Here is a 14,181-nt window from a genome sequence, read left to right on the forward strand (position 1 = left end):
AACAATGGCAGGCAAGGTTCATCACAACGCAGAACGAGGCGTCCGTCACCTGTCACATCTGACAGGTGGTGATGATTTTCCGACGTGTGGTATTGCTGGGTGGCTGCGCGCCCCTGCCTGCCGTGAGGCAGGCTCGAGCAAGCTGCGTCCCGCAGGATCTTCCGTCGCTGCAAGGTTCGCATCCAAGAGGATCAAAATGTGGGAGCGAGCTTGCTCGAAGAGGCCGGCAGGAGCACCGAATATCTCAGCCTGCCCGCATCACCCCGGGATCTCCAGATTATCCATCACCCGATTCACCGCCAGCTCACCGAGCATGATCAATTGCGCGATACCCAGCAGCGTCCTGCGCTGCGACGCGGGTATGAGGTGGGTGAAGTCATGGGCGATGGTTCTGGCGCAAGCGAGTGTTTCGCTGGCATCGGCCAGCAGTTCTTCGTTTTTGAAGTCGGCGGTCACGGCGTACATCCGGCGGGTTTTACGCGGTGGTGGAGTAGAGCCGGGTGGGCACAGGTAATGATCGAGGGCGCGTTCGGCGGCATCGTTGAGTTTTTTTGAATCGAGGGATTCGTAGGGGGAGGTGGAGTCGGTTTCGGGCGGGTTGGGTGTTGGTTTGATCATGGTGAAGCTCCTGAGGTTATGGAGCCACTCTTTCCCTGTCGCTAAACAAGTGAAGGTGGCAGCTGTACGCAGGTTAGCGAACCGGTCACAGGCACCCCGGTAGACCCAAAGGTCTCCCGCATACAGCCGCCATAACGTAATTGCGGGCGAAGAGTCCCACAACGAAGCCACGAACGCTGATGCACTGAGATGGTCCGAGTCGCTAAACCCGATCGCTGATTCGTCAGCGACCGACCCACAATAGAACCCGCCCCCAAAGCGCACAAGCCGGCGGATTCTGGCGTAGCTGTAGGCAATGGCGCAAGAATTTGTAGCCTGGAAGGCGTGTCTGGAGGTGTCTTTTAAACGCCTGAGTTTAAAAGGCGATTTGCGCTGACTTCACTGGCCCCTTCGCGAGCAAGCTCGCTCCCACATTTGGAATGCATTTCCCAGTGGGAGCGAGCTTGCTCGCGAATGGGCCATCCCGGTCAGCAGAAAAATCTCGATCAAGCCCCGCTCACTGGTTAAATAAATCCGTCCCCCTGTTCGCATCCGCCAGATTGTATTTTCCTCCTCGGGTGTCAGTGCCGTTTGTCTGAAAAACCCGCGCACCTGTTAGTTCTGACAGTGGTCGAATGTTGTCGTGAGGTTTTCAATGGCCTCTGCAGATCCTTGGCAAACCGCTACGGAATTTTTCAGGAGCAGGGCGATGATTGGTTTGATGGTGATGCCGATTGAGGACGATATCGACGATACGCAACATGACATAACCCCTTTTGACTCCAACGGAGGTATGGGGCTTTTTTCGTTGTTCCCGCCCAATATCCCCGGGCAGTTCACAGGTATCGATTTTCCGCCGGCGCAAGTGGGGGTCAACCGCCCCTTGCTTTATACGAGTGCCAACGGACTTCGGGTGCTGGTACAGGCCTATCTGAATATGGCCGAAGGCGACACCATTCGACTGTACGTCGGTGAGAATTTGGTTGACACGTCGGTGCTGCCTGCTGACCACGGTAATCTCGATGTGGTGATGCACATCGCTGCGAAGCTGGTTCCGGCCGGCGTGCATACCTTGCGCTACGAGATTCTGCGCAAAAGCGGTCAGCCCCCTGAGGGGGCGCAGATCGAAGTCTGGTTCAAGATCGATCCGCCGGGTGGCAACGATCCCGAGCCGGACTTGCCCGGCCATCAACGACTCAAGCCGGCTCGACTTCAGTTGAAGCCCGGGCAAGTCATTGACAAGGAGGTGGCTGCCGAGGGCGTCACGGCGGTTATCCCTCCCTGGCCCTTCATGACCAAAGGGGACAAGTTGAAACTCTGTTTCCACGGCATTGCTGTCACGCCCTACACGGTGCTGGAAAGCGAGGTCGGAAAAGAGATCAGTGTTTTCATTTCGCCAGAGAATATCCGGGATGCGGGCCCCGCAAATCCGGCGGTGGTGGTCTATCAGATCGAAGATCAGGTAGAGAACGTCAGCGACTTTTCGGAGCGTACGACCGTCATCAGCGATCCAGACAAAAACTGGCTCGATCCGGTATTCGTTCCTCTCGCCGATGAAGATCTGGTCAGCCTTGATGAGGTTGGATTCGACGACCTGGAAGTTCAGATCATTACGCGCACTGGTTTTGTGAAGGGGCAAAAACTCCGGCTTCAATGGACGGCTACGGCGCAAAGCGGAGAGGTGGTCGAGCACAATGAAGAGCAATCGATTACTCGTATCGGGATTCAGTCTTTCAAAATTCCCAATCCGATAGTGCTTGCCAGTGCGTCCGGGCAGGTGCAAGTGGATTACCGGCGCATCAAAGATGAGGGGGAGCCGGATCGTTCAGAGATCTATATTTTCACCTTGCAAGGAAAGACGTTGCGACTGCCGGCACCGTGGATGACGGATCTGGTGGGCGGCACTCTGGATCCTGCGCTAAGTCAGACCGTGGTGTTGTGCGGTCCCGATGACCGGATCAAAAAGGGTTTCAGAGTCACATTGACTTGGATGGGGACCAGTGCTTCCGGACGCCCGCACCTGTATCAGACGTATCGCGACGTCAGCGACCGGTTGGTAGGGCAGGCCATTGCCTTTAATGTCACTGGCAGCAACATCGCTCCATTGATCCGAGGGTCGGTCGGTGTCTCGTATGAGGTCAGCCATGCCACGTTGAATCCTGCGTTGGTATCGGAAAAGCTGTATGCACGTGTAGACGATTTCAAACCTGTCTTGCCTGCGCCGGTGGTCATTAGCGCCATTGATGGTGTGCTCAATCCTGCGCATGTGCCGTACGGAACGGATATTCAGGTTGCAGCAGCTTCGTATACCCGCCTGGGCGATGTGGTGCATGTGGAGGGGCGGGGCGATGCGGGCGGGGTAGTTTTTCGGGACAAGTTGCCGATTGATCAAACCCGGGCAGACAAAGATCTGGAATTTTGGCTGGACGGCGAAGCTATCAAGTTCTATCGGGAGCAGTTTTTCAGTGTGCTCTGGTGGATCGAGCGGCCAGACGAACTGCCGCAATCATCCGCGTTGCTCGAGTTGTATATCGGCGATCCGGCGCAGTCGTTGCAGCCGCCAACTGTACGCCGTGCGCCTGATGGCGTACTTGACCCGCTGGAAAATAATGACGGTGCCCGAGCGCGAGTCCATGTGGCCAGTCCGCGCCCGGGTGATCAAGTGCGTTTGCTGGTCAAAGGGGCGCCTGGGGAGGGTTCGCCGACGTTTGCTCCTCTACCGTTGAATGCTGACAACGTTGCATTCTTTGTGCTGCGGCCTTCATTCATTGCGGAAAATCTGGGAAAACTGGTTGAAGTCCTTTACGAGCTGATCAGAAATGGCAAGACGATCCAGTCCAGGCCGTTGATGTTGACGGTCAAGACAATCAGTGACGGTGATCCCGTCCTGACTCGGCCGCATATCGTCGAAGCCGGTGCTGTACCGCTGATCGATCTGAGAATCATCCAGACTGACCTCACATGTGTGGTCAAGCCGCCGCTGCCGATTGCCGAGGTCGGGCAGCGCGTCTGGATCATGGTCAGCAGCGAGGGCGTTGAGCCGTTGGTATTGCGCCCCGGTACCGCGTTGACTGCCGAAGAAGTGACTCAAGGCATCAGCGTCAAGGCGGCGCGAAGCTGGTTCTACTCTCTGAAGGATCTTTCTGGATGTGCGTTGACCTGCAAAATAGCACTGAAAAGCACGGATGATGAGGACACGGCATTGGTGCTTCCTGTGGCGCGGTATACCGTCAAAGTCACAGAAAAACTGGCAATTGATACGCAAACGATGCTTTTGAATGGCTGGAAACTGTTGGGCGGCACAGCGTATGGATTACGCGAGCGCGAGGTTGTCAACAATGTGCAAGTGCGCGTTCCAACGGGCGGGCGGCCGCCTTACACCTATCGTTCAGCCAATGCGGGCATAGCATCGGTCGATGCCAATGGCAAAGTGTCGGGGCTAAGTAATCAATCAACCACTATCACTGTGACGGATGCCGATGAAAACCAGGTTTCTTATCCGGTGCGGGTGATGAATGTCTACCGGCTGATATTGAACAATACCTTCATGACTGCAGCCGAGGCCGGCGCCTGGTTCAGGCAGTTCGGTGCCGTTAGCATGGACAACAGTGGACAACCCATGGGATGGGGGATTTTGCATAACAACTTTGTTGACGTGACGCCCATCTATGGCGGGCGGGGCTTGTATTACGGGCGGTTTGTGTCGGTCAATCTTTCATACCCGCACTTGTATGCAATCGAACATTCGTTGCTGGTGAGCAACGGGGCCATGGGCAGTCGCAACGTGTTTTTATCTGATGGGGCGACTCGCTCTCGGGCAATGGGGTATTTCCCGACGTAGTCAGATAGGCGTCATGGCTGAAAGTGGCGGCGATCAGCGCTTTCAGCGGCTTTCCGGGCGGGGCAAGCCGTTCTGGAGCCATCACTGTGGATCGTTCCCGCGCATAGTACGGGAACGATTTTCTGCACGGTAGTCAGGCGTTAATTCGGCAATTCCAGATTATCCATCACCCGATTCACCGCCAACTCGCCGAGCATGATCAATTGCGCGATACCCAGCAGCGTCCTGCGCTGCGACTGCTCCTAGAGTCATTGGAGCTGCCAACGTTCGCTGCGAGACGAATGAAGGTGGCAGCTATACGCGGGTCGCAGACCGGGACTCTAGAACCGGCAGACCTGAAGGTCTCCCACGTACAGCCGCCATAAAAAAGCGGGTGTTGTGCGTCCAGAGATCGACGGGCTGCGAGACCCGATCGCTGATTCGTCAGCGACCGGACCACAATAGAACCCGACCCCAAGGCTCACAAGCCGGCGGATTCTGGCTTGGCTGTAGGCAATGGCGCAAGGATTTGTAGCCTTGAAGGCGTGTCTGAAGGTGTCTTTTAAACAGCTTCGTTTAAATCGAAAAATTTGTGCCGGACATAAGGGCCCCTTCGCGAGCAGGCTCGCTCCCACATTTTGGAATGCATTTCAATCTGACATCTGGAATGCAATCCCCTGTAGGCCTTCGCCTGCTCGCGATGAGGATTTTTCAGTCGATCAATTCGAACCAGACAAACCGCTACCGCGAGCAGGCGAAGGTCTACATTGGTCATGTTTTCTCTCCCCGGTCAAAGTTGGAAAGCTTCTTGCAGTACCCGCCGTGAGCCCGCTCTGGGCGTCAAAAGTTTGCTTTAAAGGAACGGGGAAAACCGGTGGATCGCTCTCAGTTATTCAACACTGCTCGCACAAACGTTGCCGACCTCAGTCGAGGCAATCTGGGCGTGCCGTTGTTGCTGCTGGTCATGCTGGCGATGATGATGTTGCCGGTGCCGCCGTTCCTGCTCGACGTGTTCTTCACCTTCAACATTGCCCTGTCGATCGTCGTCCTGCTGGTCTGCGTGTATGCGCTGCGGCCGCTGGATTTCGCCGTGTTCCCGACGATTCTGTTGGTCGCGACGCTGTTGCGGCTGGCGTTGAACGTGGCCTCGACGCGGGTGGTGATGCTCCACGGTCAGGACGGCCACGCCGCTGCCGGTAAGGTGATTCAGGCCTTCGGTGAGGTGGTGATCGGCGGTAACTACGTGGTCGGTATCGTGGTCTTCGCGATCCTCATGATCATCAACTTCGTCGTGGTCACCAAGGGTGCCGGACGGATTTCCGAGGTGAGCGCGCGCTTTACTCTCGATGCGATGCCCGGCAAACAAATGGCGATCGACGCCGACCTCAACGCCGGTCTGATCGACCAGAACCAAGCCAAGATGCGCCGTCAGGAAGTCGCCCAAGAGGCCGAGTTCTACGGTTCGATGGACGGTGCCAGCAAATTCGTCCGTGGTGACGCCATTGCCGGCCTGCTGATTCTGTTCATCAACCTCATTGGCGGTATGGCCGTGGGTATCTTCCAGCACAACATGAGCTTCGGCGATGCCGGCAAGGTTTACGCCTTGCTGACCATCGGTGACGGTTTGGTGGCGCAATTGCCATCACTGTTGTTATCAACAGCGGCGGCGATCATGGTGACCCGTGCTTCCGGTTCGGAAGACATGGGCAAACAGATCAATCGCCAGATGTTCGCCTCGCCAAAAGCGCTGGCGGTGGCGGCCGGTCTGATGGCGGTCATGGGCCTGGTGCCGGGCATGCCGCACTTCTCGTTCCTGAGCATGGCTGCGCTGGCCGCTGGCGGCGCGTACCTGTTCTGGAAAAAGCAGAACGTCGCTAAAGTCGTGGCGTTGGAAGAGGTCAAGCGCCAGCAGGATTTGCTGCCGTCGCCGGCCCGCGCCATGGAAACCAAAGAGCTGGGCTGGGACGACGTGACGCCGATCGACATGATCGGTCTGGAAGTCGGTTATCGCCTGATTCCGCTGGTGGATCGCAACCAGGGCGGGCAATTGCTGGCGCGGATCAAGGGCGTGCGCAAGAAGCTCTCGCAGGATCTGGGCTTCCTGATGCCTACCGTGCACATCCGCGACAACCTCGATCTGGCGCCAAGCGCCTATCGCCTGACCCTGATGGGCGTGATCCTCGCCGAAGCCGAGATCTACCCGGACCGCGAACTGGCGATCAACCCAGGCCAGGTCTACGGCACGCTCAACGGTATCAACGCCAAAGATCCGGCTTTCGGCCTCGAGGCGGTATGGATCGAAATCAGCCAGCGCGCCCAGGCACAATCGCTCGGTTACACCGTGGTCGACGCCAGCACCGTGGTCGCGACCCACTTGAACCAGATTCTGTACAAGCACTCCAGTGAGCTGATCGGCCACGAAGAAGTGCAGCAACTTATGCAATTGCTGGCCAAAAGCTCGCCGAAACTGGCAGAAGAGCTGGTGCCGGGCGTGGTCACGTTGTCGCAGCTGCTCAAAGTGCTGCAAGCGCTGCTTGCCGAACATGTGCCGGTGCGCGATATCCGCAGCATCGCCGAAGCCATCGCCAACAACGCCGCGAAGAGTCAAGATACCGCCGCGCTGGTGGCTGCTGTGCGGGTCGGCGTATCGCGCGCCATCGTCCAAAGCATTGTAGGCACTGAGTCCGAGCTGCCTGTGATCACCTTGGAACCAAGGTTGGAACAAATATTGCTCAATAGTCTGCAGAAGGCAGGACAAGGCTCGGAAGAGGGTGTTCTGCTGGAGCCAAGCATGGCCGAGAAGCTGCAGCGTTCGCTCATCGAAGCGGCGCAGCGTCAGGAAATGCAAGGTCAGCCGGTGATCCTCTTGGTAGCCGGCCCGATCCGCGCGATGCTCTCGCGCTTTGGCCGCCTCGCAGTCCCTGGATTGCATGTGCTGGCCTACCAGGAAATACCGGACAACAAGCAAGTGACCATCGTTGCGACAGTAGGGCCCAACGGCTGAGGTAGTGGTTTATGCAAGTTAAGCGTTTCTTTGCCGCCGATATGCGTCAGGCCATGAAGCTGGTTCGTGATGAGCTGGGCGCTGATGCCGCCATCATTGGCAACCGCCGCATTGCCGGCGGTGTCGAGTTGACGGCGGCACTGGATTACAAATTGTCGGCGCTGGCGCCACGGGTTCCGAACATGGAACTCGAAGACGAGCTGCGCAAGACCCAGTCGCGCATCGTCACCGCCCAGGCCGAGTTGAGCCTGCGTGGCGAAGCCGACGGCAACAGCAATCGCCAGATTTTCGCCGGGCTGCCGTTGACGGCCGGCCTGCCGCTGACCGCCGCTGAACCCCTGACCGAGCCGACTTACGCCGCTCCGGCGCGTCCGGCCCCGGCACCTGCGCAGTCCTCCGGCGGTGTCGATCCGCGTGCACTGGATTCGATGCGCTTTGAATTGAACAGCCTGCGCGAGCTGATGGAAGTTCAGCTCGGCACCCTGGCCTGGAATCAGCTGCAAGGCAGCCGTCCGGCGCAAGCCAACCTGTATCGCCGTCTGCAACGTATCGGCCTGTCCGGCCCGTTGTCGCGCGATCTGCTGGCGATGATCACCGATATCGAAGAACCGCGTCAGGCCTGGCGCATGTTGCTCGCGCACCTGGCACGGATGATTGCCGTACCGGAAGTCGAGCCGCTGGAAGAGGGCGGTGTGATTGCCATGGTCGGCCCTGCCGGCATGGGCAAGACCACTACACTCGCCAAGCTTGCCGCGCGTTATGTGCTCAAATACGGCGCGCAGAATGTCGCGCTGGTGAGCATGGACAGTTTCCGTATCGGCGCTCAGGAACAACTGAAGACGCTGGGCCGCATTCTCAATGTGCCAGTGACCCACGTCGATCCGGGCCAATCGCTGGTGCAAGCGCTGGATCCACTGCTGCGCAAACGCGTGGTGTTGATCGATACTGCCGGCCTGCAAGCCAGCGATCCGGCCCTGCGCATGCAGCTGGAAAGTCTGGCCGGGCGTGGCATTCGTTCAAAAAATTATCTGGTCTTGGCAACCACCAGCCAGAAACAGGTTCTAACCGCCGCTTATCACAGTTACAAGCGTTGCGGGCTTGCCGGCTGCATCCTGACTAAACTGGATGAAACGGCCAGCCTTGGCGAAGTGTTGAGCCTGGCGATCAGTCATGAATTGCCGGTCGCGTACCTGACCGATGGCCCACGGATTCCGGATGATTTGCATCTGCCGCGCCGTCATCAACTGGTCAGCCGCGCCGTCAGCGTGCAAATGCAGGAAGAACCCAGCGAAGAAGCCATGGCTGACATGTTCGCTGATATCTATCACAGCCCGACCAAGCAGGTAGGCTGAGGTATTCATGAACAGTTTTTGTACCTACATCGATGGTCTGCCATGCATTGTTCCGGTTGTGAACGCGCAGCCAGTAATGTGGCCTCCGTCTATGCAAGACAAGGTAAAGAAATAACATGGGCAGCATGCATCCCGTACAGGTGATCGCGGTGACCGGCGGCAAAGGTGGCGTCGGCAAGACTAACGTGTCAGTGAACTTGTCGCTGGCGCTGGCAGAGCTTGGCCGTCGGGTCATGCTGCTGGACGCCGACCTGGGTCTGGCGAACGTTGACGTATTGTTGGGGCTGACCCCTAAACGCACGCTGGCCGACGTCATCGAAGGCCGGTGCGAGCTGCGCGACGTGCTGTTGCAAGGCCCCGGTGGCATTCGCATTGTGCCGGCGGCGTCCGGCACGCAAAGCATGGTGCACCTGAGCCCGGCGCAACATGCCGGCCTGATTCAGGCGTTCAGCGACATCGGTGACAATCTCGATGTACTGGTGATCGACACTGCTGCGGGTATTGGTGACTCGGTAGTCAGTTTTGTTCGCGCCGCGCAAGAAGTGTTGCTGGTGGTCTGCGATGAGCCGACCTCGATCACTGACGCTTACGCGCTGATCAAACTGCTCAACCGCGATTACGGCATGAACCGCTTCCGCGTCCTCGCCAACATGGCGCAGAGCCCGCAGGAAGGGCGCAACCTGTTCGCCAAGTTGACCAAGGTCACGGATCGCTTTCTTGACGTGGCCCTACAATACGTCGGCGCCGTGCCTTACGACGAAAGCGTGCGTAAAGCGGTGCAGAAGCAGCGCGCGGTGTACGAAGCCTTTCCGCGTTCCAAGTGCGCGCTGGCGTTCAAGGCGATCGCGCAGAAGGTCGACACCTGGCCGCTGCCCGCCAACCCGCGTGGCCATCTTGAGTTTTTCGTCGAGCGCCTCGTGCAGCAAACGGCAGGGCCCGTGCTATGACCGCAAGCGGTATGAACTACTACAAGAAGTCGGCACGTGACGCGCAGTACGAGTTGATCGAGCGTTACGCGCCACTGGTCAAACGCATTGCCTACCACTTGCTGGCGCGCTTGCCGGCGAGTGTGCAGGTCGAAGACCTGATCCAGGCCGGGATGATCGGCCTGCTTGAAGTCTCGACCAAATACGACGCCAGCAAAGGCGCCAGTTTCGAAACGTACGCGGGCATACGAATCCGCGGTGCGATGCTCGACGAAGTGCGCAAAGGGGACTGGGCGCCACGCTCGGTTCACCGCAATACCCGTATGGTCAGCGACGCGATTCGCTCAATTGAAGCTAAAACCGGCCGTGATGCTAAAGATCACGAGGTTGCGGCCGAACTCCAATTGAGTCTCGACGATTACTACGGGATTTTGAATGACACCTTGGGCAGTCGCCTGTTCAGTTTCGACGACCTGTTGCAGGACGGCGAACACGAAGGGCTGCACGAGGATGGCGCGAGTGCTCATATGGAGCCGTCACGCGATCTGGAAGATGAACGTTTCCAGGCAGCGTTGGCGGACGCGATTGCCAATTTGCCGGAGCGTGAGCGACTGGTGTTGGCGCTGTACTACGACGAAGAGCTGAACCTCAAGGAGATCGGTGAAGTCCTTGGCGTCAGTGAATCGCGGGTCAGCCAGTTACACAGCCAGTGCGCGGCCCGTTTGCGGGGGCGTTTGGGGGAGTGGCGAGCGCGCTGAAGGCAGTGTGGGGACACTGCGAACGAGGCTGGTGCGGTGATGAACGGCACCGGTCTTGCTCTGTTGTGCTCCAGACAGTCTTCGAGTGCTGCGCCGATTGATTGAAGTGGCGCGTCCAGGTGCTGGGCGCGTTTAAGACTGCTTGGAGGTCGAATTGAACAAAGACATGAAAATCCTCATCGTTGATGACTTCTCAACGATGCGGCGGATCATCAAGAACCTGCTGCGTGATCTTGGGTTCACCAACACCGTCGAGGCTGACGATGGCGTGACTGCCATTCCAGTGCTCAACAGCGGAAGCATCGACTTTCTGGTAACGGACTGGAACATGCCGGGCATGACCGGTATCGACCTGCTGCGCCACGTGCGTGCCGATGAAAAACTCAAGCACCTGCCAGTGCTGATGGTGACTGCAGAAGCCAAGCGCGAGCAGATCATTGAAGCCGCTCAGGCCGGTGTAAACGGCTACGTAGTCAAACCTTTCACGGCTCAGGCGTTGAAAGACAAAATCGAGAAGATTTTCGAACGCATCGGCTGATGAACGCGCGGGGGAGCTATGGAGCATAACGAATCTTCACAGGGCGATTTCGAGTCGACCCTGAAAAAACACGCGGTCGAACTGGTCGAAAGCCTTGAAAAAGGCAGGTTCGGCGACGCTGTGCAACTGATCCATGAGCTCAATCAGACCCGTGACCGTGGCCTGTACCAGGAAGTCGGCAAGCTCACACGTGAACTGCACAGTGCGATCGTCAACTTCCAGATCGATCCGAACATGCCGCAGGCCGAGGAAGTGTCGCAAATCACCGACGCCACCGAACGCCTGGGCTATGTGGTCAAGCTGACAGAGGCCGCGGCCAACCGCACCATGGATCTGGTGGAAAGCGCCACGCCGGTGGTCAACAGTCTGGCTGATGAAGCGCAGACCTTGAGCGCCGATTGGGGTCGCTTCATGCGACGCGAGGTCGGGGCTGAAGAGTTCCGCGAGCTGGCGCGCCGGGTCGACGGTTTTCTGTCACGCAGCAGCACGGACAACCGTGCGGTGTCGAGCAATCTCAACGACATCCTGCTGGCCCAGGATTACCAGGACCTGACCGGTCAGGTGATCAAGCGTGTGACCCAACTGGTCACCGAAGTCGAAAGCAATTTGCTCAAACTCGTCCTCATGGCCAGTCAGGTCGACCGCTTTGCGGGCATCGAACATGACCGCGCCGCGATGCTTGCAGAAAAAGATCCACAAAAACATCTCTCGCAGGGTGAAGGTCCGCAGATTCATGCCGATAAACGAGAAGACGTTGTGTCCGGTCAGGACGATGTGGACGATTTGTTATCCAGCCTCGGATTCTAGAGTTGTGGAATTTTAGGTTTTTTGGGTTTTTAGACCTGTAGGAGCACCCCATTAATGAGCTTCGGCGCCGATGAAGAGATCCTTCAGGATTTCCTGGTTGAGGCCGGCGAGATTCTTGAGCAACTGTCCGAACAACTGGTCGAGCTGGAAAGCCGTCCGGATGACGCAGATCTGCTCAACGCAATTTTTCGCGGTTTCCACACTGTAAAAGGGGGCGCCGGCTTCCTTCAGCTCAATGAGCTGGTGGAGTGCTGTCACATCGCCGAAAACGTGTTCGACATCCTGCGCAAGGGTGAGCGTCGCGTTGATGCAGAACTGATGGACGTTGTCCTCGAAGCACTGGACGCGGTGAACAGCATGTTCAGCGAAGTCCGTGAGCGTGCACCGATCACCGCTGCCACCCCGGAACTGCTGGCCGCCCTGGCGCGTCTGGCCGAACCGCAATCGGCGGATGCCGCCCCGGCATCGCCGGTGGCCGAGATGATCGAAGAACTGGTCGTCGAAGGCGACGCGTCTGGCGACATCACCGATAACGAATTTGAACAACTGCTGGACTCGCTGAACGCCGTCAAGGCTGAAGCTGAAGCCCCGGCCGCTGTTGCACCTGCGCAAACGGCGGCTGAAGCCGCGAGCGACGAAATCACTGACGCCGAGTTCGAGTCTTTGCTCGATCAGTTGCATGGCAAAGGCCAGTTCGCGGCGGATGCCGTGGCTCCGACCGCAGCGGCTGCGGTAGCCCCGGCGGCGGGCGACAGCTCGGATATCACCGACGACGAATTCGAAGCCCTGCTCGATCAACTGCATGGCAAGGGCAACTTTGCCGTTGAAGCACTGGAATCGGCGATCGCCTCGGCACCGGCTGCGCCAGCCGCGCCGGCAGCCGCCGCAGCCGGCAGCGATCTGATCAGCGATCACGAGTTCGAATCGCTGCTCGACGAATTGCACGGCAAAGGCAAGTTCACTGACGTTGGCGCCGCGACTGCCGGCGCTGCTTCCACGGTGGCTGCGCCTGCCGCCAAGGCTGCGGCCGCTCCGGCTGCTGCGCCAAAGGCAGCTCCCAAGCCTGAGCCGAAAGCCGAAGCGCCGAAACCGGCTGCCGCTGCTGCACCGGCTCCGGCCCGTGCCGCCGCTGCGCCGCCACCGGAAAAACCGGCTAGCGAAGCCGAGACCACCGTGCGGGTTGACACCGCGCGTCTCGACGAAATCATGAACATGGTCGGCGAGTTGGTGCTGGTGCGTAACCGTCTGGTGCGCCTGGGCCTCAACAGCGGCGACGAAGCCATGTCCAAGGCCGTGTCGAACCTCGACGTGGTCACGGCTGACTTGCAGACCGCGGTGATGAAGACGCGGATGCAGCCGATCAAGAAGGTCTTCGGGCGCTTCCCGCGTCTGGTTCGCGACCTCGCGCGTCAGCTCAAGAAAGAGATCAACCTGGAACTGGTGGGCGAAGAAACCGACCTCGACAAAAACCTTGTCGAGGCCCTGGCCGACCCGCTGGTCCACTTGGTGCGCAACGCTGTTGACCACGGCATCGAGTCGCCGGAAGAGCGCGAGGCATCGGGCAAGGCCCGTGGCGGTCGTGTTGTTCTGGCCGCCGAGCAGGAAGGCGACCACATCCTGTTGTCGATTTCCGATGACGGCAAAGGCATGGACCCGAACGTCCTGCGCGCCATCGCGGTAAAACGCGGTGTGATGGACAAGGACGCAGCCGATCGCCTGAGCGATACCGAGTGCTACAACCTGATTTTCGCCCCGGGTTTCTCGACCAAGACCGAGATCTCCGACGTGTCCGGCCGCGGTGTCGGCATGGACGTGGTGAAGACCAAGATTTCCCAGCTCAACGGTTCGATCAACATTTACTCGACCAAGGGCCAGGGCTCGAAGATCGTCATCAAGGTGCCGCTGACCCTCGCGATCATGCCAACCCTGATGGTCATGCTCGGCAATCAGGCGTTTGCGTTCCCGTTGGTCAACGTCAACGAAATCTTCCACCTCGACCTGTCGACCACCAACGTCGTCGACGGCCAGGAAGTGGTGATCGTGCGGGACAAGGCGCTGCCGTTGTTCTACCTCAAGCGCTGGCTGGTCAGCTCCGCCGCTCACGAAGAGCAGCGTGAAGGCCACGTGGTGATCCTTTCGGTGGGCACCCAGCGGATCGGCTTCGTCGTCGATCAACTGGTCGGTCAGGAAGAGGTGGTCATCAAGCCATTGGGCAAAATGCTGCAGGGCACTCCGGGCATGTCCGGCGCCACCATTACCGGTGACGGCCGCATCGCGCTGATTCTCGATGTTCCAAGCATGCTCAAGCGTTACGCCGCACGGCGTATTTGAATCCGGGGCGGCGGGGCGACAACGTCCCGCTGCACCTAATGGAGTGTT

The 14,181-nt window shown here is 58.7% G+C and carries 9 protein-coding genes and 1 pseudogene; 8 read left to right on the plus strand and 2 right to left on the minus strand.

Annotation, left to right across the window (positions count from 1 at the left end; all coding sequences use genetic code 11):
* Positions 1 to 258: 258 nt before the first annotated feature.
* Positions 259 to 618: a DUF6124 family protein gene (locus ACOYXH_RS04505; protein WP_460410288.1), complete on the minus strand. Its 360-nt coding sequence runs from the start codon at positions 616 to 618 to the stop codon at positions 259 to 261.
* Positions 619 to 1,306: 688 nt separating this feature from the next.
* Between ACOYXH_RS04505 and ACOYXH_RS04510 the strand changes: the two genes are divergently transcribed.
* Positions 1,307 to 4,438, plus strand: a complete 3,132-nt coding sequence (locus ACOYXH_RS04510; protein WP_460410289.1) for an Ig-like domain-containing protein — start codon at positions 1,307 to 1,309, stop codon at positions 4,436 to 4,438.
* A 140-nt stretch (positions 4,439 to 4,578) separates the two neighbouring features.
* Here the strand turns inward: ACOYXH_RS04510 and ACOYXH_RS04515 are convergent.
* Positions 4,579 to 4,674 (minus strand): annotated as a pseudogene (locus ACOYXH_RS04515) (DUF6124 family protein); the annotation flags it as partial.
* Positions 4,675 to 5,291: 617 nt separating this feature from the next.
* Between ACOYXH_RS04515 and flhA the strand changes: the two are divergent.
* The 7 genes from flhA to ACOYXH_RS04550 all read left to right on the plus strand — a co-directional run bounded on the left by flhA (position 5,292) and on the right by ACOYXH_RS04550 (position 14,133).
* Positions 5,292 to 7,421 (plus strand): flagellar biosynthesis protein FlhA, encoded by a 2,130-nt coding sequence (flhA, locus tag ACOYXH_RS04520; protein ID WP_093439768.1) that lies wholly within the window; start codon positions 5,292 to 5,294, stop codon positions 7,419 to 7,421.
* An 11-nt stretch (positions 7,422 to 7,432) separates the two neighbouring features.
* Positions 7,433 to 8,773, plus strand: coding sequence for a flagellar biosynthesis protein FlhF (gene flhF, locus ACOYXH_RS04525; protein WP_007920012.1), 1,341 nt, complete (start codon positions 7,433 to 7,435; stop codon positions 8,771 to 8,773).
* Positions 8,774 to 8,889: 116 nt separating this feature from the next.
* Complete coding sequence (fleN, locus tag ACOYXH_RS04530) at positions 8,890 to 9,720, plus strand: flagellar synthesis regulator FleN (protein ID WP_003222917.1); 831 nt, start codon at positions 8,890 to 8,892, stop codon at positions 9,718 to 9,720.
* Entirely contained in the window at positions 9,717 to 10,457 is a 741-nt protein-coding gene (gene fliA / locus ACOYXH_RS04535; protein ID WP_093439777.1) for an RNA polymerase sigma factor FliA, read from the plus strand. The genes fleN and fliA overlap by 4 nt, the downstream gene beginning before the upstream one ends.
* Before the next feature lie 166 nt (positions 10,458 to 10,623).
* Entirely contained in the window at positions 10,624 to 10,995 is a 372-nt protein-coding gene (locus ACOYXH_RS04540) for a chemotaxis response regulator CheY (protein WP_161986607.1), read from the plus strand.
* Between the two features lie 18 nt (positions 10,996 to 11,013).
* Entirely contained in the window at positions 11,014 to 11,802 is a 789-nt protein-coding gene (locus ACOYXH_RS04545) for a protein phosphatase CheZ (protein WP_007920000.1), read from the plus strand.
* 54 nt (positions 11,803 to 11,856) lie between these two features.
* Complete coding sequence (locus tag ACOYXH_RS04550) at positions 11,857 to 14,133, plus strand: chemotaxis protein CheA (RefSeq protein ID WP_095050190.1); 2,277 nt, start codon at positions 11,857 to 11,859, stop codon at positions 14,131 to 14,133.
* Positions 14,134 to 14,181 lie beyond the last annotated feature (48 nt).

This window comes from Pseudomonas sp. Mb7 (assembly GCF_054790525.1).

Excerpts from the sequence above, each read along its gene's own strand:
- fliA (WP_093439777.1), top strand. The coding sequence starts at position 9,717 with ATGACCGCAAGCGGTATGAACTACTACAAGAAGTCGGCACGTGACGCG.
- flhF (WP_007920012.1), top strand. The coding sequence starts at position 7,433 with ATGCAAGTTAAGCGTTTCTTTGCCGCCGATATGCGTCAGGCCATGAAG.
- ACOYXH_RS04505 (WP_460410288.1), bottom strand. The coding sequence starts at position 618 with ATGATCAAACCAACACCCAACCCGCCCGAAACCGACTCCACCTCCCCC.
- ACOYXH_RS04545 (WP_007920000.1), top strand. The coding sequence starts at position 11,014 with ATGGAGCATAACGAATCTTCACAGGGCGATTTCGAGTCGACCCTGAAA.
- ACOYXH_RS04550 (WP_095050190.1), top strand. The coding sequence starts at position 11,857 with ATGAGCTTCGGCGCCGATGAAGAGATCCTTCAGGATTTCCTGGTTGAG.
- fleN (WP_003222917.1), top strand. The coding sequence starts at position 8,890 with ATGGGCAGCATGCATCCCGTACAGGTGATCGCGGTGACCGGCGGCAAA.
- ACOYXH_RS04540 (WP_161986607.1), top strand. The coding sequence starts at position 10,624 with ATGAAAATCCTCATCGTTGATGACTTCTCAACGATGCGGCGGATCATC.
- ACOYXH_RS04510 (WP_460410289.1), top strand. The coding sequence starts at position 1,307 with ATGATTGGTTTGATGGTGATGCCGATTGAGGACGATATCGACGATACG.